The sequence below is a fragment of the Peptoniphilus sp. genome, assembly GCF_034090345.1.
Taxonomy (GTDB): domain Bacteria; phylum Bacillota; class Clostridia; order Tissierellales; family Peptoniphilaceae; genus Peptoniphilus.
This window is the reverse complement of the sequence record NZ_JAXDSS010000067.1, coordinates 1-19,296: the sequence shown is the minus strand read 5'-3', so window position 1 is coordinate 19,296 and position 19,296 is coordinate 1. Positions and strand designations below refer to the sequence as shown.

The 19,296-nt window shown below is 35.9% G+C and carries 34 protein-coding genes and 1 riboswitch; all 34 genes read left to right on the top strand.

Annotation, left to right across the window (positions count from 1 at the left end; all coding sequences use genetic code 11):
- Positions 1-477: 477 nt before the first annotated feature.
- The 34 genes from SOR77_RS05805 to rplQ all read left to right on the top strand — a co-directional run bounded on the left by SOR77_RS05805 (position 478) and on the right by rplQ (position 19,255).
- Positions 478-1,662, top strand: coding sequence for an acetyl-CoA C-acetyltransferase (locus SOR77_RS05805; protein ID WP_320636208.1), 1,185 nt, complete (start codon positions 478-480; stop codon positions 1,660-1,662).
- An 8-nt stretch (positions 1,663-1,670) separates the two neighbouring features.
- Positions 1,671-2,450, top strand: coding sequence for an enoyl-CoA hydratase-related protein (locus SOR77_RS05800; protein ID WP_320636207.1), 780 nt, complete (start codon positions 1,671-1,673; stop codon positions 2,448-2,450).
- A 10-nt stretch (positions 2,451-2,460) separates the two neighbouring features.
- Positions 2,461-3,300, top strand: a complete 840-nt coding sequence (locus SOR77_RS05795; RefSeq protein WP_320636206.1) for a 3-hydroxybutyryl-CoA dehydrogenase — start codon at positions 2,461-2,463, stop codon at positions 3,298-3,300.
- Between the two features lie 72 nt (positions 3,301-3,372).
- A riboswitch (TPP riboswitch) is annotated at positions 3,373-3,481 on the top strand.
- Positions 3,482-3,584: 103 nt separating this feature from the next.
- Positions 3,585-4,898 carry a phosphomethylpyrimidine synthase ThiC gene (gene thiC, locus SOR77_RS05790; RefSeq protein WP_320636205.1) on the top strand — a complete coding sequence of 438 codons (1,314 nt, stop codon included), beginning with the start codon at positions 3,585-3,587 and terminating at the stop codon, positions 4,896-4,898.
- Positions 4,899-5,471: 573 nt separating this feature from the next.
- The gene (gene rpsJ / locus SOR77_RS05785; RefSeq protein ID WP_004820326.1) at positions 5,472-5,783 is read left to right on the top strand and encodes a 30S ribosomal protein S10; all 312 of its coding nucleotides are present in this window, start codon (positions 5,472-5,474) and stop codon (positions 5,781-5,783) included.
- 55 nt (positions 5,784-5,838) lie between these two features.
- Positions 5,839-6,471, top strand: coding sequence for a 50S ribosomal protein L3 (gene rplC / locus SOR77_RS05780; protein WP_320636204.1), 633 nt, complete (start codon positions 5,839-5,841; stop codon positions 6,469-6,471).
- Between the two features lie 18 nt (positions 6,472-6,489).
- Positions 6,490-7,113, top strand: a complete 624-nt coding sequence (gene rplD, locus SOR77_RS05775; RefSeq protein WP_320636203.1) for a 50S ribosomal protein L4 — start codon at positions 6,490-6,492, stop codon at positions 7,111-7,113.
- Entirely contained in the window at positions 7,113-7,403 is a 291-nt protein-coding gene (gene rplW, locus SOR77_RS05770) for a 50S ribosomal protein L23 (protein WP_320636202.1), read from the top strand. Before rplD ends, rplW begins: the two co-directional genes overlap by 1 nt.
- Before the next feature lie 11 nt (positions 7,404-7,414).
- On the top strand, positions 7,415-8,245 hold the full coding sequence (gene rplB / locus SOR77_RS05765) for a 50S ribosomal protein L2 (RefSeq protein ID WP_320636201.1): 831 nt from the start codon (positions 7,415-7,417) through the stop codon (positions 8,243-8,245).
- Positions 8,246-8,259: 14 nt separating this feature from the next.
- Positions 8,260-8,541, top strand: coding sequence for a 30S ribosomal protein S19 (gene rpsS / locus SOR77_RS05760; RefSeq protein WP_004820333.1), 282 nt, complete (start codon positions 8,260-8,262; stop codon positions 8,539-8,541).
- A 13-nt stretch (positions 8,542-8,554) separates the two neighbouring features.
- Entirely contained in the window at positions 8,555-8,890 is a 336-nt protein-coding gene (gene rplV, locus SOR77_RS05755) for a 50S ribosomal protein L22 (RefSeq protein WP_040552264.1), read from the top strand.
- An 11-nt stretch (positions 8,891-8,901) separates the two neighbouring features.
- Positions 8,902-9,678, top strand: a complete 777-nt coding sequence (gene rpsC, locus SOR77_RS05750; protein ID WP_320636200.1) for a 30S ribosomal protein S3 — start codon at positions 8,902-8,904, stop codon at positions 9,676-9,678.
- 24 nt (positions 9,679-9,702) lie between these two features.
- Positions 9,703-10,134 carry a 50S ribosomal protein L16 gene (gene rplP / locus SOR77_RS05745; RefSeq protein WP_004820338.1) on the top strand — a complete coding sequence of 144 codons (432 nt, stop codon included), beginning with the start codon at positions 9,703-9,705 and terminating at the stop codon, positions 10,132-10,134.
- Positions 10,124-10,330 (top strand): 50S ribosomal protein L29, encoded by a 207-nt coding sequence (gene rpmC, locus SOR77_RS05740; protein WP_004820340.1) that lies wholly within the window; start codon positions 10,124-10,126, stop codon positions 10,328-10,330. The genes rplP and rpmC overlap by 11 nt, the downstream gene beginning before the upstream one ends.
- Before the next feature lie 3 nt (positions 10,331-10,333).
- Positions 10,334-10,588, top strand: coding sequence for a 30S ribosomal protein S17 (gene rpsQ, locus SOR77_RS05735; RefSeq protein ID WP_004820342.1), 255 nt, complete (start codon positions 10,334-10,336; stop codon positions 10,586-10,588).
- A gap of 14 nt (positions 10,589-10,602) precedes the next feature.
- Positions 10,603-10,971, top strand: coding sequence for a 50S ribosomal protein L14 (gene rplN, locus SOR77_RS05730; RefSeq protein WP_320636199.1), 369 nt, complete (start codon positions 10,603-10,605; stop codon positions 10,969-10,971).
- Positions 10,972-10,984: 13 nt separating this feature from the next.
- Entirely contained in the window at positions 10,985-11,287 is a 303-nt protein-coding gene (gene rplX, locus SOR77_RS05725; protein WP_004820345.1) for a 50S ribosomal protein L24, read from the top strand.
- An 11-nt stretch (positions 11,288-11,298) separates the two neighbouring features.
- Positions 11,299-11,841 carry a 50S ribosomal protein L5 gene (gene rplE / locus SOR77_RS05720; protein ID WP_004820348.1) on the top strand — a complete coding sequence of 181 codons (543 nt, stop codon included), beginning with the start codon at positions 11,299-11,301 and terminating at the stop codon, positions 11,839-11,841.
- Between the two features lie 12 nt (positions 11,842-11,853).
- Positions 11,854-12,039: a type Z 30S ribosomal protein S14 gene (locus SOR77_RS05715; RefSeq protein ID WP_004820350.1), complete on the top strand. Its 186-nt coding sequence runs from the start codon at positions 11,854-11,856 to the stop codon at positions 12,037-12,039.
- A gap of 24 nt (positions 12,040-12,063) precedes the next feature.
- Positions 12,064-12,459: a 30S ribosomal protein S8 gene (gene rpsH / locus SOR77_RS05710; RefSeq protein ID WP_004820351.1), complete on the top strand. Its 396-nt coding sequence runs from the start codon at positions 12,064-12,066 to the stop codon at positions 12,457-12,459.
- 9 nt (positions 12,460-12,468) lie between these two features.
- Positions 12,469-13,005, top strand: a complete 537-nt coding sequence (gene rplF / locus SOR77_RS05705; protein WP_004820353.1) for a 50S ribosomal protein L6 — start codon at positions 12,469-12,471, stop codon at positions 13,003-13,005.
- Positions 13,006-13,015: 10 nt separating this feature from the next.
- Positions 13,016-13,378, top strand: coding sequence for a 50S ribosomal protein L18 (gene rplR, locus SOR77_RS05700; RefSeq protein ID WP_004820355.1), 363 nt, complete (start codon positions 13,016-13,018; stop codon positions 13,376-13,378).
- Between the two features lie 14 nt (positions 13,379-13,392).
- Positions 13,393-13,899 carry a 30S ribosomal protein S5 gene (rpsE, locus tag SOR77_RS05695; protein WP_004820358.1) on the top strand — a complete coding sequence of 169 codons (507 nt, stop codon included), beginning with the start codon at positions 13,393-13,395 and terminating at the stop codon, positions 13,897-13,899.
- A 14-nt stretch (positions 13,900-13,913) separates the two neighbouring features.
- Positions 13,914-14,081 (top strand): 50S ribosomal protein L30, encoded by a 168-nt coding sequence (gene rpmD, locus SOR77_RS05690; RefSeq protein WP_004820360.1) that lies wholly within the window; start codon positions 13,914-13,916, stop codon positions 14,079-14,081.
- Between the two features lie 13 nt (positions 14,082-14,094).
- A complete protein-coding gene (gene rplO / locus SOR77_RS05685; protein WP_320636198.1) occupies positions 14,095-14,544 on the top strand; it encodes a 50S ribosomal protein L15 in 450 nt (149 codons plus the stop codon).
- The gene (secY, locus tag SOR77_RS05680; protein ID WP_320636197.1) at positions 14,544-15,824 is read left to right on the top strand and encodes a preprotein translocase subunit SecY; all 1,281 of its coding nucleotides are present in this window, start codon (positions 14,544-14,546) and stop codon (positions 15,822-15,824) included. The genes rplO and secY overlap by 1 nt, the downstream gene beginning before the upstream one ends.
- Positions 15,825-15,833: 9 nt before the next feature.
- Positions 15,834-16,481, top strand: coding sequence for an adenylate kinase (locus tag SOR77_RS05675; RefSeq protein ID WP_320636196.1), 648 nt, complete (start codon positions 15,834-15,836; stop codon positions 16,479-16,481).
- Positions 16,481-16,732, top strand: coding sequence for a hypothetical protein (locus tag SOR77_RS05670; RefSeq protein ID WP_004820367.1), 252 nt, complete (start codon positions 16,481-16,483; stop codon positions 16,730-16,732). The genes SOR77_RS05675 and SOR77_RS05670 overlap by 1 nt, the downstream gene beginning before the upstream one ends.
- A 17-nt stretch (positions 16,733-16,749) precedes the next feature.
- A complete protein-coding gene (infA, locus tag SOR77_RS05665; RefSeq protein ID WP_004820369.1) occupies positions 16,750-16,968 on the top strand; it encodes a translation initiation factor IF-1 in 219 nt (72 codons plus the stop codon).
- Between the two features lie 55 nt (positions 16,969-17,023).
- The gene (gene rpmJ, locus SOR77_RS05660) at positions 17,024-17,137 is read left to right on the top strand and encodes a 50S ribosomal protein L36 (RefSeq protein WP_004820371.1); all 114 of its coding nucleotides are present in this window, start codon (positions 17,024-17,026) and stop codon (positions 17,135-17,137) included.
- A 10-nt stretch (positions 17,138-17,147) separates the two neighbouring features.
- Positions 17,148-17,510: a 30S ribosomal protein S13 gene (gene rpsM / locus SOR77_RS05655; RefSeq protein WP_004820373.1), complete on the top strand. Its 363-nt coding sequence runs from the start codon at positions 17,148-17,150 to the stop codon at positions 17,508-17,510.
- A 12-nt stretch (positions 17,511-17,522) separates the two neighbouring features.
- Entirely contained in the window at positions 17,523-17,921 is a 399-nt protein-coding gene (rpsK, locus tag SOR77_RS05650; RefSeq protein WP_004820376.1) for a 30S ribosomal protein S11, read from the top strand.
- A 31-nt stretch (positions 17,922-17,952) separates the two neighbouring features.
- Positions 17,953-18,900: a DNA-directed RNA polymerase subunit alpha gene (locus tag SOR77_RS05645; protein WP_320636195.1), complete on the top strand. Its 948-nt coding sequence runs from the start codon at positions 17,953-17,955 to the stop codon at positions 18,898-18,900.
- Between the two features lie 13 nt (positions 18,901-18,913).
- Complete coding sequence (gene rplQ, locus SOR77_RS05640) at positions 18,914-19,255, top strand: 50S ribosomal protein L17 (RefSeq protein WP_004820380.1); 342 nt, start codon at positions 18,914-18,916, stop codon at positions 19,253-19,255.
- Positions 19,256-19,296: the final 41 nt, after the last annotated feature.

Below are 19,296 nucleotides of genomic sequence, written 5' to 3'. Positions count from 1 at the left end.
TAAATAAAATTTTTAAAATCATAGGATATAAATTTTTGTTCTGAGATTTTTTAAAAACATAAGTTGATAATAAAGGGTGTTTTTTAATGGAGAATATGTTAAAATTTTTAATGGAAAACTTTCGATCGTATTCCACAATATGAGATATGGTTTTATCTCATTTGATGTTGATTAGAGTTTTCTAATGGGTATATTAGTATGGATTAGTACTATGGGTTTAATTTTAATTTGATAAGTATAGATATCATTTTAAAGCATAAAGTATATTCTAAGTGCTAAAAGTGTATATTATGTTTGTACATACTTTAAGATAGTATTTAATTGTTTTAAAGTTAATTTTAGGATGTATAATTTCAAGAATTTTTAGGAGATTCTAATCAGGGGATTAATGTATTCTAATAAAAAAGTATGAAGTAAAAATGCAAATAAATTAATTGGCTTAAAGGCTTATAGGATTTAATTTTAGGAGGAAAATTTATGACAAAAGTAGTTATTGCAAGTGCGGCTAGAACGCCTGTAGGTTCGTTTGGTGGAGCTTTTAAAAATGTTACAGCCATAGAACTTGGTAAGGTTGCGGCTAAAGAAGCTATTAGGAGAGCTGGAGTAGATCCTGCAAAAATTGATGAAGTAATAGTTGGCAATGTTCTTCAAGCTGGTCTTGGACAAAATGTTGCAAGACAAGTATCAATGGCAGCTGGAGTACCTAAGGAAGTTCCTTCATTAACTATAAACAAGGTTTGTGGTTCAGGTTTAAGAGCTATCTCTTTAGCGGCACAAATTATAAAAGCTGGGGATGCTGAAATAATTCTTGCCGGTGGTACTGAAAGCATGTCAATGGCACCTTATGTTCTTACTAATGCGAGATGGGGAGCTAGAATGGGAGATGGAAAGATGGTCGATGTTATGATTAAAGACGGTCTTTGGGATGCTTTTAACAATTACCACATGGGCATAACTGCTGAGAATGTATCTGAAAAATTTGGTATTACAAGAGAACAACAAGATCACATCGCAGCTGTTTCTCAAAATAGAGCTGAAGTTGCTCGTAGAGATGGTAGATTTGCTGATGAAATAGTTCCTGTTGAAATAAAGGATAGAAAAGGTAATGTGACTATTGTCGATAAAGATGAATATATTAAAGATGGCGTAAATGAAGAAACCCTTTCTAAGTTAAAGACTGCATTTAAGAAAGAAGGCGGTACAGTAACAGCGGGGAATGCTTCCGGCATAAATGATGGTGCTGCTTTTATGGTTGTTATGTCTGAAGAAAAAGCTAAAGAACTTGGTGTTGAACCTCTTGCAACAGTTGTATCTTATGCATCAGCTGGCGTGGACCCTCAAATTATGGGTACTGGGCCGATCCCATCATCAACTAAAGCGCTTGATAAAGCTGGATGGAGTGTTGAAGATCTTGATTTAATTGAATCTAATGAAGCATTTGCTGCACAAGCTGGAGCTGTAGCTAAAGAACTCGGCTTTGATATGGAAAAGGTAAATGTGAATGGTGGAGCTATCGCTATTGGACACCCAATAGGAGCTAGTGGTGCAAGGATTTTAACCACTTTACTTTTCGAAATGAAGAAGAGAGATGCTAAGAAAGGCTTAGCGACTCTATGTATAGGTGGGGGACAAGGAACTGCACTTACAGTTGAAAGAGGCTAAATGATATAATGGATTACAAATTTTTAAAACTTGAAAATAATGATAATATTTTAACTCTTACTATAAATAGAGAAAAGAGTTTGAATGCACTTAATACTGAAGTTATCAATGAACTTGATCAATGTATTACTGAAATTGAGTTATCAACGGATATAGATGTTGTAGTTATAACTGGAGCTGGAAAAGCATTTGTAGCGGGCGCGGATATTTCTGAAATGGCTACTTTAAATGCAGCTGAAGCAAGTGAGTTTGCTAAAAGAGGGATGGATGTATTCTTAAAGTTAGAAAAGTTAAAGATACCTGTAATTGCAGCTATAAATGGGTTTGCCCTAGGTGGTGGATGTGAGTTAGCTCTTTCATGTGATATAAGAGTTGCATCAACTAAGGCTTTAATTGGACAACCGGAAGTAGGACTTGGAATTACTCCGGGATTTGGGGGGACTCAAAGACTTGCACGTACTGTAGGGCTTTCTAAAGCCAAGGAATTAATTTTTACAGCTGAACCTATTAAGGCTGAAAGAGCTTATGAAATAGGACTTGTGGCTCATGTTGTTGAGCCTGAAGAATTGATGGATAAGGCTTATGAAATAGCTAAAAAGATAACTAAAAATTCTAAAATTGCCATTAGAAACTGTAAAGAGTCAATGAATACAGGTATGCAGGTTGATATAGATACTTCTATGAATATAGAAAAATCACTTTTTGGTCTATGTTTTGCAACTGAGGACCAAAAAGAGGGTATGAAAGCTTTCCTTGAAAAGAGAAAGCCGGAATTTCAAAATAAATGAGGAGGAAAAGATGAAGATAGCAGTAATAGGATCAGGCACTATGGGCTCTGGAATAGCTCAAGTTTTGGCTCCAAAGCATGAAGTTGTTGTAAGAGATATAGCACCGGAAGCTTTAAAAACAGCTCAAGAAAGAATAAAAAAAGGTTATGAAAAGAATGTATCTAAGGGTAAGATGACTCAAGATGAAATGGTTAAAGCTCTTAAAAATTTATCTGTTTCAGATTCTATAGATGACATTAAAAATGCAGATTTAATTATTGAAGCTGCAACTGAAAATCCTACTATTAAAAAAGCAATTTTTAAAGAACTTGATCAAGTTTGCAAAGAATCTACAATTCTTGCATCAAATACTTCTTCTCTTTCAATTACTGACATAGGGGCTGCTACATCAAGACCTGATAAAGTAATTGGAATGCATTTCTTCAATCCGGTTCCTGCAATGAAGCTTATAGAAGTCATATCAGGACAACTCACTGATGAAGCTGTAAAGAAAACTATAATTGACCTTTCAAATGAAATTGGAAAGACTCCTGTTGAAGTTGCTGAAGCTCCGGGATTTGTAGTAAATAGAATTTTAATTCCGATGATCAATGAAGGTATTGGAATTTATGCTGAGGGAGTTGCAAGTGTTGAGGATATCGACAATGCAATGAAACTTGGCGCCAACCACCCAATGGGACCTCTTGAATTAGGAGACTTGGTTGGATTAGATGTAGTACTTGCTATAATGGACGTTCTTTATGATGAATTTAAAGATCCTAAGTACAGAGCTCATACTCTTCTTAGAAAAATGGTTAGAGCAGGACAACTTGGAAGAAAAACTAAAAAAGGTTTTTACGAATATAACTAATTTTAGAACTCTCGGGGAAACTCGAGAGTTTTTGGTATAAAAGTTTTTCATTAATAAAAAATGTGTTATTATTTAATTATAAAAGGGAGCTCATAGTGGTGGGCTGAGAGTAAGCTAAAAAGCTTTGACCTATAACCGGATTTGGATAATGCCAACGTTGGGAAATATTCGTAATTTACGTAGAATACTTTTTAACGAGGATTCTACGTTTTTTTATATAGGAAAAAGTTAGTCAGGCTAGGAGTAATTTAAAAATCTATTATTTTTAAGAGAGGAAGAATAACTTGAACTATAAGACACAAATGGAAGCTGCAAAGGCGGGTTTTGTAACTGATGAAATGAAAGTTGTTGCAGAGATAGAAGGGTTAGATGTAGCTTTTATTTTAAATGGAGTAAAAGAGGGCAAGATTGCAATTCCGGCGAATAAAAATCACAAGAGAAAAACTTATGCGGGAGTTGGAAAAGGGCTTAAGACTAAGATAAATGTAAATCTTGGGATTTCAAGGGACTGTCCTGATGTTGAGTGTGAGATTGTAAAAGTAAGAGATGCGCTTAAAATGAAAGCTGATGCTATAATGGATCTTTCTTCTTTTGGAAAAACTGAGGAGTTTAGAAAAAGACTTATCGAAGTTTCGGATGCGATGATAGGAACTGTACCAATATATGATGCAGTTGGATTTTATGATAAGGAATTACAAGATATAACTGCTGAGGAATTTTTGGACGTTGTGAGAAAACATGGGGAAAATGGCGTGGATTTTGTAACAATTCATGCAGGTGTGAATCTTTCTTCGGCAGAAATTTTTAAAAGGAATCCAAGGTTGTTGAATATAGTTTCAAGGGGAGGTTCTTTAACTTATGCATGGATGGAATTAAATGAGAAAGAAAATCCTTATTTTGAATATTATGATGAGTTGCTTGAAATTTGTGCGGAGTATGACATAACTATCTCATTGGGAGATGGAATGAGACCGGGGTGTATTGTGGACGGGACAGATGCAAGTCAAATACATGAGTTGATTTTGTTAGGAGAACTTGCAAAGAGAGCTTGGGAGAAAAATGTTCGAGTTATGATTGAAGGACCGGGACATATTCAGATAAATGATGTAGTTACAAATGTAAAGATAGCAAAAAAATTAACTCATGAAGCTCCGCTATATGTATTAGGACCTTTGGTTACTGATATTGCTCCCGGCTATGATCACATCACTTCGGCTATAGGCGGAGCTATGGCTGCTGCGGCTGGAGTTGATTTTTTATGTCATGTAACACCGGCAGAACATTTAAGGCTTCCAACTGTTGAAGATATGAGAGAGGGAATCATAGCCTGTAGAATTGCCGCTCATGCCGGAGATATAGCTAAGGGAGTAAAAGGTGCAATTGAGTGGGATAGAAAGATGGGAGAGGCTCGTAGAGTTTTGGATTGGGATGCTCAGTTTGAACTTTCAATGGACCCTGAAAAATGTAAGAGATATAGAGAAGAAAGTGTGCCTATGCATGGAGACTCTTGTACTATGTGTGGAAAGATGTGTTCTGTTAGAAATATGAATAGAATAATAGAGGGAAAAGGTATAAATATTTTAAAAGCTGAGGATTAATTTGGTCGGGAAACCGGCCAATTTATTTTTTATGTATGTTAATTGAATTAGAAAAAAGTTTATAAAAAGCCCTAACAATATATTTTTACTTTTTTGTCATTCTATATACAGGGTATTCTTTGTTGTGTAAAGTTTGACTGGATTTTTTCAAAGCGGTTTAAATATTTATTTTTTATTAGGCTTGTAAATATTATTATACTCAATAGTTTTTTATGTTGGATTTTGTGATGGAACGATTCAATTATACTAAATTTGATTTCTAAGGAATTTTTCAGTTTAATTTAATTTTACAATTAACCCCTAGAAAAACATGATAAAAACACAAAAAAGTTCTTTACAACTAAGCCTGGCTTTTGTATAATGTATAGGCGTTTGAAATATATTTATATGCGATGACTTCATAAGTTGCTTGAAATCTTGAGGGAAAAAGGGATTTTAAGGTAATTATGAACGAGAAGTTGAAGCTGGACTTCAGCGTGGGTTATTTTTTCTTTTTTTAGTCCTTGGTATGAAACGCCGGGGAGTGTGTATCAATAACCCTATTCGCAAAACGTAGCGATTAGGAGGAATAAAATGGCAAACAAGCAAAAAATTAGAATCAGACTTAAAGCTTACGATCACGAACTATTAGATAGTTCTGCTTCAAGAATTGTGGAAGCTGCAAAGCAAACAGGGGCTACTGTTTCAGGTCCAATTCCGCTTCCTACAGAAAAGGAAATCATAACAATTCTAAGAGCTGTTCACAAGTACAAAGATTCAAGGGAACAATTCGAACAAAGAACTCACAAACGTCTAATTGACATAGTTAATCCAAATCAAAAGACTGTTGATTCTCTAATGAAACTCAACTTACCGGCTGGTGTTGAGATAGAAATCAAGCTTTAATAATTGTTCTTTATATGATTGCTAAGCAATCCGCTGTAAATTTAGGAGGTAGACATTGAAATTATTAATGGGTAAAAAAATCGGAATGACTCAAATCTTCGATGAAGGTGGAGTTGTTACACCGGTTACAGTTATTCAAGTTGAACCTAATGTAGTTGTTCAAAAGAAAACTGTAGAGGTTGACGGATACAACGCTATTCAAGTAGCTGTTGGTGAAGTTAAAGAGAGAAGAGTAAACAAACCAATGAAAGGACACTTTGACAAAGCGTCTGTTGTTTATAAAAAGCACCTTGGAGAATTCAGAACTGAAGATGTAGATTCTTACAATATTGGTGATGAAATTAAAGTTGATATTTTCCAAGCTGGAGAATTTGTTGATGTAACTGGAACTTCAAAAGGTAAGGGAACTCAAGGTGTTATTAAGAGACACGGTTTTGCTCGTGGTAGAGAAACTCATGGTTCTAAGTTCCATAGAATGCCTGGTGGTATGGGAGCTGCTTCTTATCCTGGAAAAGTATTCAAGGGTCATAGAATGGCCGGTAAAATGGGCCATGACAGAGTTACTGTTCAAAACCTTGAAATTGTTAGAATTGATGCGGATAAGAATCTAATTCTTGTAAAAGGAGCTGTTCCGGGAAATAAAAAAGGTCTTGTAACAGTTAAAGAAACTGTAAAGAACCATAAGTAAGTGAAAGGAGGGTTTTAAATGCCTAAAGTTCAAGTTATTAATATGAACGGTGAAAATATTTCTGAAGTTGAATTAAACGAAGAAATTTTTGATATAAAAGTAAATGAACACGCGGTTTACTTAGTAGTAAAGAACATTCTTGCTAATAAGAGACAAGGGACGAAGAGTGCTAAGACTCGTTCAGAAGTGCGTGGTGGCGGTAGAAAACCTTGGAGACAAAAGGGTACAGGACGTGCTCGTCAAGGTAGTATAAGATCTCCTCAATTCAGAGGTGGTGGAGTTGTATTTGCACCAAAGCCAAGAGATTTCTCTTATACAACTCCTAAAAAAGTTAGAAGACTTGCTCTTAAGAGTGTATTAACTTCTAAGTTAAGAGATGGAGAAATAATTGTACTTGATAACATCAAATTTGATGAAGTTAAGACAAAGAACTTCCAAAAAATGTTAAACACAATAGGTGCTGACAAGAAGGCGTTAGTGGTAACTGCTGAGAATGATAAAGATGTTGTAAGAGCTGGAGCTAACATAGCTGATGTTCAAACTTCTGAAGCTCGTAACATCAATGTATATGACTTATTAAAGTATAACTCATTAGTAATCACTCAAGATGCACTTAAAGTGGTTGAGGAGGTATTTAACTAATGAATTACTATGACATTATTAAAAAACCGATAGTAACTGAAAAAAGTATGGACCTTATCGAAAATGGTAAGTATACTTTTGAGGTTGATAAACATGCGACTAAAACTGAAATAAGAGCAGCGGTTGAAACTGTTTTTGGCGTAAAGGTTAAGACTGTAAGAACTATGAACATGGTAGGAAAGCTTAAGAGACAAGGGGCTCATCAAGGGAGACGTCCTAACTGGAAAAAAGCAATAGTTCAACTTACAGAGGATTCTAAGGCAATTGAATTCTTTGAAGGAATGGAATAAGGAGGTAGACAATGGCTATAAAAGGATATAAACCGACATCTCCTGCACGTAGACAGATGACTGTTTCTACTTTTGAGGAAATAACAAAAACCACTCCTGAGAAGAGCTTAACAGTAAGCTTAAAGAGTTCAGGTGGTAGAAATGCTCAAGGTAGAATCACTTCACGTCACAGAGGCGGCGGAGTTAAGAGAAGATACAGAATTATAGATTTCAAGAGAAATAAAGATGGAGTACCTGCAAAGGTTGCGTCAATTGAATATGACCCAAACAGAACTTCATACATCGCACTTTTAAATTATGCTGATGGAGAAAAGAGGTATATCATCGCTCCGGAAGGATTAAAAGTTGGAGATACTGTTGAATCAGGTTCAGAGGCTGATATCAAAGTAGGAAATGCTCTTGAACTTAAAGATATTCCTGTTGGTACAACAATACACAACATTGAAATGACACCTGGAAAAGGCGGACAGCTAGCGAGAAGTGCAGGTACAGAAGCTCAATTAATGGCTAAAGAAGGAAGATTTGCTCAACTTAGACTTCCATCTGGTGAATTTAGAAGAGTATTTTTAAACTGTAAAGCTACAATTGGTTCTGTAGGTAATGCGTCTCACGAACTTATCACTCTTGGTAAGGCGGGAAAGAGCAGATATCTTGGAAAGAGACCTCACGTAAGAGGAACTGTAATGAATCCTGTTGACCACCCTCATGGTGGTGGGGAAGGTAGAGCTCCGGTAGGTAGACCTTCACCAATGACTCCTTGGGGCAAACCGGCTCTTGGTCTTAAGACAAGAAAGAAAAACAAGAAGAGCGATATGTATATCGTAAGAAGAAGAACTAAGTAAGCGGGAGGTATAGAATGAGTAGATCACTTAAAAAAGGACCTTTTGCAGATGAACATTTGCTAAAGAAGATAGATGAATTAAATGAATCAAACCAAAAGAAAGTTGTAAAAACATGGTCTCGCCGTTCAACTATATTCCCTGAAATGGTAGGACATACTATTGCAGTTCATGACGGTAGAAAGCATGTGCCAATTTTTATAACTGAAGATATGGTTGGTCACAAACTTGGTGAATTCGTTCCAACAAGAACTTATAGAGGACATGTTGCTAAGAACGAAAAGACTACAAGGAAGTAAGAGAGGGGATAAGATGGAAGCAAGAGCAATTGCAAAATATGTAAGAATTTCACCGCTCAAAGTAAACTACATCTGTGCTGAAATTCGTGGAAAGCAAGTTGACGAAGCCCTTTCAATGTTGAAGTTTACTCCAAAAAGAGGAGCTAAAGAACTTTATAAAGTGCTTCATTCTGCTGTAGCTAATGCTGAAAATAATTTAAATATAGATAGAGAAAATTTATACGTTAAGAATGCATTTGCTAATGACGGTCCTACAATGAAGAGATTTCGCCCTAAGGCTAAGGGTATGGCTTATCCGATACTTAAGAGATCAAGTCACATCGGCGTTGTAGTAGCAGAAATGGAATAAGGAGGGTATTAATGGGCCAAAAGGTTAACCCACATGGACTTCGTGTCGGCATAATCAAAGATTGGGATTCAAAATGGTATGCAAATAAGAAGAATTTTGCAGGACTATTAGTTGAAGATAACGAAATTCGTAAATATGTAAAGAAAAAACTTTATACAGCCGGAATTTCTAAAATAGAAATTGAAAGAGCTGCAAACAAGGTTAAGGTTTCAATATCTACTGCTAAACCGGGAATGGTAATCGGACGTGGAGGAGTAGGAGTTGAAGAACTTAGAGCTGAACTTGAAAAATTAACAGGTAAAAGCGTAGTTATTAATATAGAAGAAATTAAGAATCAAGATTTAGATGCAACACTTGTTGCTGAATCAATTGCTGAATCTCTAGAAAGAAGAGTTTCTTTCAGAAGAGCAATGAAACAAGCTATCCAAAGAAGTATGAGATCAGGAGCACAAGGTATCAAAACGGCTGTTTCAGGTCGTTTAGGTGGAGCTGATATGGCAAGAACTGAAGGTTATTCAGAAGGGACTATACCTCTGCAAACACTAAGAGCGGATATTGATTACGGATTTGCTGAAGCTGATACAACTTATGGCAAGATCGGCGTAAAGGTATGGCTTTATAAGGGAGAAGTTCTTCCGGGAGTGTCAGGAAACAGAGTTAACGATGACAACAGAAAGAGAAGACCTAAAAACAAAGATCAAAAAGATAGAGATAACAAGAAAAACAGAAAGAGAAACTTTAGAAACGATCGTAATAACCAAAGAGGTTCTAAAGAAAGATCAAACTGAGCTTTTTAAAAGGAGGAAAACAGTATGTTAATGCCTAAAAGAGTGAAGTATCGTAGAGTTCATAGAGGTAGAATGAAGGGTAAGGCACTTCGTGGAAACACCCTTACTTACGGAGAATATGGTCTTCAAGCACTTGAACCTGCATGGATTACTTCAAATCAAATAGAATCAGCACGTCGTGCTATGACAAGATATATAAAAAGAGGCGGTAATATCTGGATTAAGATATTCCCTGATAAGTCAGTAACTGAAAAACCGGCTGAAACTCGTATGGGTTCTGGTAAAGGGGCTCCTTCATATTGGGTAGCGGTTGTAAAACCGGGACGTATCATGTTTGAAATGAGTGGAGTAAGCGAAGAAGTAGCTCGTGAAGCTATGAGACTTGCAGCAATGAAACTTCCAATTAAGACAAGATTCGTTATGAAAGAAAAGGATGGTGAATCTAATGAAGGCTAAAGAAGTTCGCCAAATGTCAAGTGAAGAACTAAATAAGAGAGCGAATGAACTTAAGAATGAACTCTTTAACTTAAGATTCAGACTTGCAACAGGACAACTTGAAAATCCTGCAAGTATTAGAGCGGTAAAGAAAGATATTGCCAGAGTTAAAACCATTCTTAGAGAACGTGAATTAGAAGTTGGAAAGGAGGCATAATCCATGGAAAGAAATCATAGAAAACAAATCACAGGAACAGTTGTCTCCGATAAAATGGATAAAACAATAGTAGTAGCGGTGGAAACTTTCAAAGTTCACCCAATCTATAAGAAGAGATTCAAGAAGACTACTAAATTCAAAGCACATGATGAAAAAAATGAATGTGGAATCGGTGATAAAGTAAGAATTATGGAAACAAGACCACTATCTAAAGACAAGAGATGGAGACTTGTAAATATTATTGAGAAAGCTCAATAAGTAAGGAGAGATCAATGATACAACAAGAAACTAGACTACGTGTTGCTGACAATTCCGGAGCTAAAGAACTACTTGTCATTAAAGTCCTAGGTGGTACAAACAGAAGAATCGCAAACATTGGTGATGTTGTAGTATGTTCTGTTAAAAGTGCAACACCGGGCGGTGTTGTTAAAAAAGGTTCTGTAGTTAAAGCGGTAATCGTAAGAACAAACAAAGGAATTAGTCGTGCAGACGGATCATATATAAAATTTGACGACAATGCAGCAGTAATAATAAAGGATGATAAGAGTCCGGTAGGAACTCGTATCTTCGGACCGGTTACAAGAGAACTTAGAGGCGAAAACTTCATGAAGATTATCTCTTTAGCACCGGAAGTACTATAATCGGGAGGTAGAAATGCGTATTAAAAAAGGTGATACAGTTAAAGTAATTGCCGGAAAAGACAAAGGAGCTACCGGTAAAGTACTTAAGACTTTCCCAAAAGAAGATAGAGTTGTAGTAGAAAAGGTAAATGTAGTAACTAAACATTTAAAACCTAGAGGACCACAACAAGCGGGCGGTATTGAGAAGCAAGAAGCTCCAATTCATGTTTCAAATGTACAATACTTTGTAGACGGAAAAGTTTCAAAGATTGGTTACAGAATTGAAGACGGCAAGAAAGTTAGATATGCAAAATCTAACGGAAAAACTATTAAGTAAGGAGGTAGAATATGACTTCAAGACTACAAGAAAAATATAAAGATGAAGTAGTAAACTATCTACTTGAAAAGTTTGGTTATAAGAATATTATGGAAGTTCCTAAGCTGGAAAAAGTCGTAATTAACATTGGACTTGGAGAAGCTAAAGATAATCCTAAACTTCTTGAATCAGCAATAAATGATTTAACTCTTATTTCAGGACAAAAGCCTGTTATAACTTATGCAAAGAAGAGTATCGCGAACTTCAAACTTCGTGAAGGTCATAAAATAGGATGTAAAGTAACACTTAGAGGCCGCAAGATGTATGACTTTTTAGATAAGTTAATGAACGTTGCACTTCCAAGAGTTAGAGACTTCAGAGGAATTAAGCCAACAGCATTTGACGGCAGAGGAAATTATGCTTTGGGTCTTAAAGAACAACTTATATTCCCTGAAATAGAATATGATAAAGTTGATGCTATAAGAGGTATGGATATCATTATAGTAACATCTGCTAACACAGACGAAGAAGCTAAAGCTTTCCTAGAAAAAATGGGAATGCCATTTACAAAATAGTAGGAGGTAACTGTGGCAAAGAAATCAATGGTTGCTAAACAAAAAAGAAAACAAAAGTTCAGCAGTCGTGAATATACAAGATGTAGTATTTGTGGGAGACCGCATGCCGTACTTAAGAAATACGGTATTTGTAGAATTTGTTTTAGAGAATTGGCTTACAAAGGACAAATCCCCGGAGTAAGAAAAGCCAGCTGGTAAACCTAAGAAGGGAGGCGAAAGCACATGATGACAGATCCAATCGCAGATATGCTCACCAGAATAAGAAATGGTAACAATGCAAGACATAAGTCTGTAGATATACCTGCTTCAAACATTAAAAAGGAAATATCAAACATCTTATTAAAAGAAGGTTACATCAAGAATGTTGAAGTAATTGATGATGACAAACAAGGTGTTATTAGAATAGATTTAAAATATGGTGAAAATAACGAAAAAGTAATTAGTGGTATAAAGAGAATTTCAAAGCCGGGACTTAGAGTGTACGTTGGGAGTCAAGACGTGCCAAAAGTTTTAGGGGGTCTTGGAATCGCAATTATCTCAACTTCTAAGGGAATGTTAACAGATAAAGAAGCGAGACAAAACAACGTAGGCGGAGAAGTTATTTGCTACGTTTGGTAAGGAGGACATATGTCAAGAATTGGAAAAAAACCTATTGAGATCCCAAGTGGTGTTGACGTAAAGTTCGACGGAAACACTGTAACAGTAAAGGGTCCCAAAGGAGAATTATCTCAAACTTTTGATAGCTCCATGAAAATAAGCTTACAAGATGGAAGTCTTACTGTAGAAAGACCATCCGATAGCAAAAAACATAAGTCATTACATGGCCTTGTAAGAACTTTGATTCAAAACATGGTTGTGGGAGTTACTGAAGGTTATAAAAAAGAATTAGAAATAATTGGTACAGGATATAGAGCAGCTAAAAATGGTAAGAAATTAGCCCTAAATTTAGGTTTTTCTCATCCATTAGAGCTTGAAGATCCAGCAGGCATTGAAACAGAAGTACCAGCTCCAACTAAAATCGTCGTATCAGGTATTGATAAACAACAAGTTGGTCAATACGCTGCATTAATCAGAAAATACAGACAACCTGAACCATACAAGGGAAAAGGTATCAGATATGTTGATGAATATGTAAGACGTAAAGTTGGTAAGACAGGTAAGTAGGAGGTAAACAGTGTTTAAAAAAATCGACAAAAATGCGAATAGAATAAAGAGACACAAAAGAATTAGAAATCACATCTCCGGTACCGAGTCACGTCCAAGACTTTCTGTTTTCAGATCAAGTGCACATATTTATGCGCAAGTTATAGATGATGTAAACGGAAATACACTTGTAAGTGCTTCAACTTTAGATAAGTCATTAGGGCTTGAAAATACTAAAAATATTGAAGCAGCAAAGGTAATTGGAGCAACTGTAGCAAAGAAAGCTTTAGAAGCCGGCATTTCTGAAGTTGTATTTGACAGAAGCGGATATCTATATCACGGAAAAATAAAAGCTCTTGCAGAATCAGCAAGAGAAGCCGGACTAAAATTTTAACAGGGGAGGGAAATATGGAACGTTCATTAATCGATGCTAGAGAACTAGACCTTGAAGACAAAGTAGTAGCAATAAATAGAGTTGCTAAGGTTGTAAAGGGCGGTAAGAACTTCAGATTCTCTGCACTTGTTGTTGTTGGTGATAGAAATGGTCACGTAGGTATTGGAACTGGTAAAGCACTAGAAGTACCAGAAGCAATTAGAAAAGCAACACAAGATGCTAAAAAGCACTTAATAAAAGTAAACTTACTAGGAACAAGTATCCCTCACCAAATCACAGGAATTTTTGGAGCGGGTAAAGTATTTTTAAAACCGGCTAGTGAAGGTACCGGAGTTATAGCAGGGGGACCTGTTCGTGCGGTATGTGAATTAGCAGGTATTACTGATATTCGTACTCACAACTTGGGAACTTCAAATCCGAGAAATGTAGTTAATGCTACAGTTAAAGCACTATCTGAACTTAAGAGTGCTGAAAGCGTAGCAAGACTTAGAAATAAGTCTGTAGACGAGATTTTAGGATAAGGGGGTATAAGACTATGAAAATTAAATTAGTAAAGAGCCCTATCGGTAGACAAAAGACTCACAAAAAAACAGTTAAAGCGCTTGGATTCAAGAAATTAGGACAAGTACTTGAAAAAGAAGATAATCCTCAAATCAGAGGTATGATAAAGCAAGTAGCATACATGCTTGAAATCGAAGAATAAGGAGGTGTAAGACGTGAAATTACATGACTTAAGACCTGCAGAAGGCGGCGGAGTTAAAGCCAAAAAAAGACTTGGTAGAGGTATCGGTTCTGGTACAGGAAAGACTGCCGGAAGAGGGCACAAAGGGCAAAACGCTAGAAGTGGCGGTGGAGTAAGACCTGGATTCGAAGGAGGTCAAATGCCTCTATTCAGACGTTTACCTAAGAGAGGTTTCACTAACAACTTCGCAAAAAAGTGGGCTGTAATAAATCTTGAAGCTCTAAATGTATTTGAAGAAGGAACAGAAGTTACACCTGAACTTTTAATTGAACAAGGTCTTGTAAAAGCAAGCAAAGCTAAAGACGGAGTTAGGATTCTAGGCAACGGCGACATTAATGTTAAGCTAACTGTAAAAGCTCAACATATCTCAAAGTCTGCGGCAGAAAAAATTGAGGCTGCGGGAGGAAAGGCCGAGGTGATCTAATGATTTCTACTTTTAGAAATGCTTGGAAAATACCAAATTTGCGTAAAAAGATGATATTTACTCTTTTAATGCTTTTGGTGTATAGACTTGGTTCACATATACCGGTTCCATATATGAATGCTCAAGTTGTTCAAAAATTATTTAACGGAGCAAATCAATCAGTATTTGCTCTAATAGATTTGATGAGCGGCGGTAGTTTGAGTAACTATACAATATTTGCAGCAAATATATATCCATATATTACCGCATCGATTGTATTACAACTTTTGACAATAGCAATTCCTTCATTAGAAGCTCTAGCTAAAGAAGGAGAAACCGGAAGAAAGACAATTGCAAAGTACACAAGATATTTAGCTATAGTAATAGCTTTAGTACAAGCTTTAGGATATTCTTTTGGATTCTTTGGAAAAGCTGTTATGGCAACAAACTTTATAGAAAAAGCAGTAGTTGTTTTGTCTATAGTAGCCGGTACAGCATTCCTAATCTGGATTGGAGAACAAATTACAGAACATGGAATTGGAAATGGTATTTCAATAATAATATTCGCGGGTATCGTTACAAGATTCCCTAAAGATATAGCTCAATCAATAGCTTTAGTAAAAGCAGGCAGAGCAAACCCTATTTTCCTTGCTTTGTTTTTATTGATTGTAATCGGAATTATCTTCTTCGTAGTAACTCTTAACGAAGGAGAAAGAAGAATTCCGGTGCAATATGCAAAAAGAGTTGTAGGTAGAAAGATGTATGGCGGTCAATCAACACATATACCTATTAAGGTACTCATGACTGGTGTTATGCCGATGATATTTGCAAGTTCAATTGTAGCTATACCTGCTACATTTGCAATGTTTACAAGAAATGAGTCAACTAAGAATTTCATATTAAAGTATTTCACAACACAAGGTACAGTGGGAACTATACTTTACATTATATTGACAGTACTTTTAATAGTTTTCTTCACTTATTTCTATACATCAATTCAATTTAATACTGTAGAATATTCTAAACAAATGCAACAAAATGGTGGTTTTATTCCAGGTATAAGATCTGGAAAACCAACAAGTGAATATTTACAAAGAACTGTTAACAGATTAGTATTTCCAGGAGCTATAGCACTTGCTGTACTAGCGATACTTCCTATACTACTCAACAAAATCAGTGGGCTTCCATTTGCTTTTGGTGGAACAAGTATGATAATCGTAGTAGGTGTAATCCTTGAAACTACAAGAACTCTTGAACAACAACTATTAATGAGACACTATAAAGGTTTCTTAAAGAAATAGGAGGAGAATATGAAACTCGTTATACTAGGGCCTCCAGGGGCTGGTAAAGGTACTCAGGCAGAGTCAATTATAGAGAAATATAATATTCCTCATATATCAACTGGAGACATTTTTAGAGAAAATATAAACAATGAAACAGAACTTGGTAAAAAAGCTAAAGGTTATATGGATAAAGGCCTTTTAGTACCGGATGAAGTAGTAATTGAAATAGTAGAAGATAGATTACAACGTGATGACTGTAAAAATGGATTTCTATTAGATGGGTTTCCTCGTACAGTACAACAAGCAGTTAGTTTAGATGCTATGCTTGATAGAATGGGAACAAAACTTGACCGTGTGGTAAACATTGAAGTTGACCCTAAAATTCTAGTTGAAAGAGCAGTTGGCAGAAGAATTTGTAAGACTTGTGGCGCAACATATCACGTTAAGTTCAATCCTCCAAAAGTTGAAGGAGTTTGTGACAAGGACGGTACACCTCTAATTCAAAGAGCAGATGATACTGAAGAAACAGTGAGCACAAGAATCCAAGTTTACTTGGATCAAACTACACCGCTTATTGATTACTACAAAGCTCAATCATTGTTATTAAACGTTGATGGAGAACAAGAAATAAGCGAAGTATTTAATGCAGTAGTAAATGGGTTAGAAAATGACTAATGGAGTTAACAAATAATATAAATATTGGTCAAGTTGTCAAATCGAAAACCGGGCGTGATGCAGGGGGAATATTTTTAGTCTATAAAGTTTTAGACAGCGAATATGTTGAGATTGTAGATGGCAAGAGAAGAACGCTTGAAAAGCCTAAGAAAAAGAAGATGAAACATTTAATAGTTTATAAGGCTGTTGAAGAAATTCATCCAAATATCTTAGATGCTCACATACAAAAGTTGCTAAAGCAATATATCTAAGAGAAAGGAGCCTTAGAGTGGCCAAAGAAGATGTAATTGAAGTTGAAGGAATAGTAGTTGATGCTCTTCCAAACACTCATTTTAAAGTTGAGTTGGAAAATGGACACGTTATTTTAGCTCATATTTCAGGTAAACTGAGAATGAACTATATAAGAATACTTCCAGGTGATAAGGTAACTGTTGAACTTTCCCCATACGATTTGACTAGGGGTAGAATTACCTGGAGAAAGAAATAATCCTATATCCGAAAGGGATACCCCGTAGGGGCGCATGAACTAGGAGGAATACAGAATGAAAGTTAGACCATCTGTAAAAAAGATGTGCGAAAAATGTAAGATAATAAAGAGAAAAGGCCGTGTAATGGTAATTTGCGAAAATCCTAAGCACAAGCAAAGACAAGGTTAAGGGGGAACTTATGGCAAGAATCGCTGGTATTGACTTACCCAGAGAAAAGCGTGTTGAAATAGGTCTTACCTATATCTATGGAATCGGAAGAAAAAGATCTCAAGAGATTTTAACTAAAGCCGATGTAAATTTTGATACAAGGGTTAAGGACTTATCTGAAGCAGAAGTAGCTCGTATAAGAGAAGAAATAGCTAGTTACCAAGTAGAAGGAGATCTACGTCGTGAAGTTCAAATGAACATCAAGAGACTTAGAGATATTAACTGCTACAGAGGTATGAGACATAAAAAAGGCCTTCCAGTAAGAGGGCAAAAAACTAAAACTAATGCAAGGACAAGAAAAGGCCCTAAGAAATTAGTTTCTAAAAAGAAGTAAAGGAGGGGTATAATGGCTAAAAAACAACAAAAAACGACTCGTGTAAGAAGAAGAGAACGTAAAAATATTGAAAAAGGTCAAGCACATATAGCTTCAACTTTCAACAATACCATGGTTACCCTAACTGATATGTCAGGAAATGTAATATCTTGGGCAAGTGCTGGTCAACTTGGTTTTAGAGGATCAAGAAAATCAACTCCTTTTGCAGCACAAGAAGCTGCACAAGAAGCTGCAAACAAAGCTAAAGAACATGGACTAAAGCAAGTAGAAGTTTATGTTAAGGGACCGGGTTCAGGAAGAGAAGCTGCAATCAGATCATTACAAGCTTCTGGTTTAGAAGTAACAATGATCAAAGATGTAACACCAATTCCACACAATGGTTGTAGACCACCTAAACGTAGGAGAGTTTAACGAACTCCTGTAGTCGCAAAGAGGAGGACCCATGATAGAAATAGAAAAACCGAGCATTGAAATAGAAGAGATTAGTGATAGCGGTGAATATGGTAAATTTATAGTAGAACCACTTGAAAGTGGATACGGAATTACCATAGGGAACTCTCTTAGAAGGGTTCTTCTTTCATCACTACCCGGTGCTGCAGTTTCATTTATCAACATCAGAGGTGTTGAGCATGAATTTGATACAATTCCGGGAGTTCTTGAAGATGTACCGCAAATCATATTGAACATTAAGGGAATAGTTCTAAGAATGGATGAAGAGCTACCTGTAAAGCTTATTATAGAAAAGAAGGGCGAAGGGGTAATTACTGCATCTGATATCCAAGTAGGACCGGAAGTGGAGATAGTAAATCCTGATCACCACATTGCTACACTTAATGAAGATGCGGAAGTCTATATGGAATTGACTGTAGAAAAGGGACGTGGCTATGAACCTGCTGAACTTAAGAAGGATGAAATTTCTGAGATAGGCGTTATAGCAATAGATTCAAATTACACCCCAATTAAAAAAGTTAATTGGAAAGTTGAAAACACAAGAGTTGGTCAAAGAACTGACTTTGATAAACTTATACTTGAAGTTACAACTGATGGGTCTATGAAAGCTGATGAAGCAACATCTCTTGCTGCAAAAATCCTAACAGAACACTTAGATTTGTTTATTGGTTTAACTGACCATGTGGATCAGGTCAACATCATGGTTGAAAAACCGGAAGATGATAAAGAAAAAGTTCTAGAGATGACAGTTGAAGAAATGGATTTATCCGTTAGAAGTTTTAACTGTTTAAAGAGAGCCAACATCAATACAGTCGAAGAACTTGCTTCTAAAACTGAAGATGAAATGATGAAGGTTAGAAACTTAGGTAGAAAATCTTTAGAAGAAGTTATTAATAAGTTAAATGAACTCGGACTTGGTTTGAGACAAGAAGACGAATAAAGAGGAGGGACACATGGCAAAGTTAAGAAAACTTGGTCGCCCAACTGCACATAGAAAAGCTATGCTTAGAAATCTTGTAACTTCACTATTAAGAGAAGGACAAATAACTACTACAGTTACAAGAGCTAAAGAAACTAAGAGAATGGCTGAAAAAATGATTACTCTTGGAAAAAGAGGAGATCTTCACGCAAGAAGACAAGCTTTAGCTTATATATATGATGAAGATGTAGTTACTAAATTATTTACTGAAATAGCTCCAAACTATTCAGAAAGAAACGGTGGATACACAAGAATATTAAAGCTTGGCAATCGTCTTGGAGATGGCGCAGAAAAGGCTATAATTCAATTAGTATAATTATTGATGAGCTTGAAAAAAGCTATTTCAAATTATATATT

Bases quoted from the DNA above. Each gene is read 5' to 3' on its own strand.
- SOR77_RS05805 (WP_320636208.1), top strand. From the start codon at position 478: ATGACAAAAGTAGTTATTGCAAGTGCGGCTAGAACGCCTGTAGGTTCG.
- SOR77_RS05800 (WP_320636207.1), top strand. From the start codon at position 1,671: ATGGATTACAAATTTTTAAAACTTGAAAATAATGATAATATTTTAACT.
- SOR77_RS05795 (WP_320636206.1), top strand. From the start codon at position 2,461: ATGAAGATAGCAGTAATAGGATCAGGCACTATGGGCTCTGGAATAGCT.
- rpsJ (WP_004820326.1), top strand. From the start codon at position 5,472: ATGGCAAACAAGCAAAAAATTAGAATCAGACTTAAAGCTTACGATCAC.
- rplD (WP_320636203.1), top strand. From the start codon at position 6,490: ATGCCTAAAGTTCAAGTTATTAATATGAACGGTGAAAATATTTCTGAA.
- rplW (WP_320636202.1), top strand. From the start codon at position 7,113: ATGAATTACTATGACATTATTAAAAAACCGATAGTAACTGAAAAAAGT.
- rplB (WP_320636201.1), top strand. From the start codon at position 7,415: ATGGCTATAAAAGGATATAAACCGACATCTCCTGCACGTAGACAGATG.
- rpsS (WP_004820333.1), top strand. From the start codon at position 8,260: ATGAGTAGATCACTTAAAAAAGGACCTTTTGCAGATGAACATTTGCTA.
- rplV (WP_040552264.1), top strand. From the start codon at position 8,555: ATGGAAGCAAGAGCAATTGCAAAATATGTAAGAATTTCACCGCTCAAA.
- rpsC (WP_320636200.1), top strand. From the start codon at position 8,902: ATGGGCCAAAAGGTTAACCCACATGGACTTCGTGTCGGCATAATCAAA.
- rplP (WP_004820338.1), top strand. From the start codon at position 9,703: ATGTTAATGCCTAAAAGAGTGAAGTATCGTAGAGTTCATAGAGGTAGA.
- rpmC (WP_004820340.1), top strand. From the start codon at position 10,124: ATGAAGGCTAAAGAAGTTCGCCAAATGTCAAGTGAAGAACTAAATAAG.
- rpsQ (WP_004820342.1), top strand. From the start codon at position 10,334: ATGGAAAGAAATCATAGAAAACAAATCACAGGAACAGTTGTCTCCGAT.
- rplN (WP_320636199.1), top strand. From the start codon at position 10,603: ATGATACAACAAGAAACTAGACTACGTGTTGCTGACAATTCCGGAGCT.
- rplX (WP_004820345.1), top strand. From the start codon at position 10,985: ATGCGTATTAAAAAAGGTGATACAGTTAAAGTAATTGCCGGAAAAGAC.
- rplE (WP_004820348.1), top strand. From the start codon at position 11,299: ATGACTTCAAGACTACAAGAAAAATATAAAGATGAAGTAGTAAACTAT.
- rpsH (WP_004820351.1), top strand. From the start codon at position 12,064: ATGATGACAGATCCAATCGCAGATATGCTCACCAGAATAAGAAATGGT.
- rplF (WP_004820353.1), top strand. From the start codon at position 12,469: ATGTCAAGAATTGGAAAAAAACCTATTGAGATCCCAAGTGGTGTTGAC.
- rpsE (WP_004820358.1), top strand. From the start codon at position 13,393: ATGGAACGTTCATTAATCGATGCTAGAGAACTAGACCTTGAAGACAAA.
- rpmD (WP_004820360.1), top strand. From the start codon at position 13,914: ATGAAAATTAAATTAGTAAAGAGCCCTATCGGTAGACAAAAGACTCAC.
- secY (WP_320636197.1), top strand. From the start codon at position 14,544: ATGATTTCTACTTTTAGAAATGCTTGGAAAATACCAAATTTGCGTAAA.
- SOR77_RS05675 (WP_320636196.1), top strand. From the start codon at position 15,834: ATGAAACTCGTTATACTAGGGCCTCCAGGGGCTGGTAAAGGTACTCAG.
- SOR77_RS05670 (WP_004820367.1), top strand. From the start codon at position 16,481: ATGGAGTTAACAAATAATATAAATATTGGTCAAGTTGTCAAATCGAAA.
- rpmJ (WP_004820371.1), top strand. From the start codon at position 17,024: ATGAAAGTTAGACCATCTGTAAAAAAGATGTGCGAAAAATGTAAGATA.
- rpsM (WP_004820373.1), top strand. From the start codon at position 17,148: ATGGCAAGAATCGCTGGTATTGACTTACCCAGAGAAAAGCGTGTTGAA.
- rpsK (WP_004820376.1), top strand. From the start codon at position 17,523: ATGGCTAAAAAACAACAAAAAACGACTCGTGTAAGAAGAAGAGAACGT.
- SOR77_RS05645 (WP_320636195.1), top strand. From the start codon at position 17,953: ATGATAGAAATAGAAAAACCGAGCATTGAAATAGAAGAGATTAGTGAT.
- rplQ (WP_004820380.1), top strand. From the start codon at position 18,914: ATGGCAAAGTTAAGAAAACTTGGTCGCCCAACTGCACATAGAAAAGCT.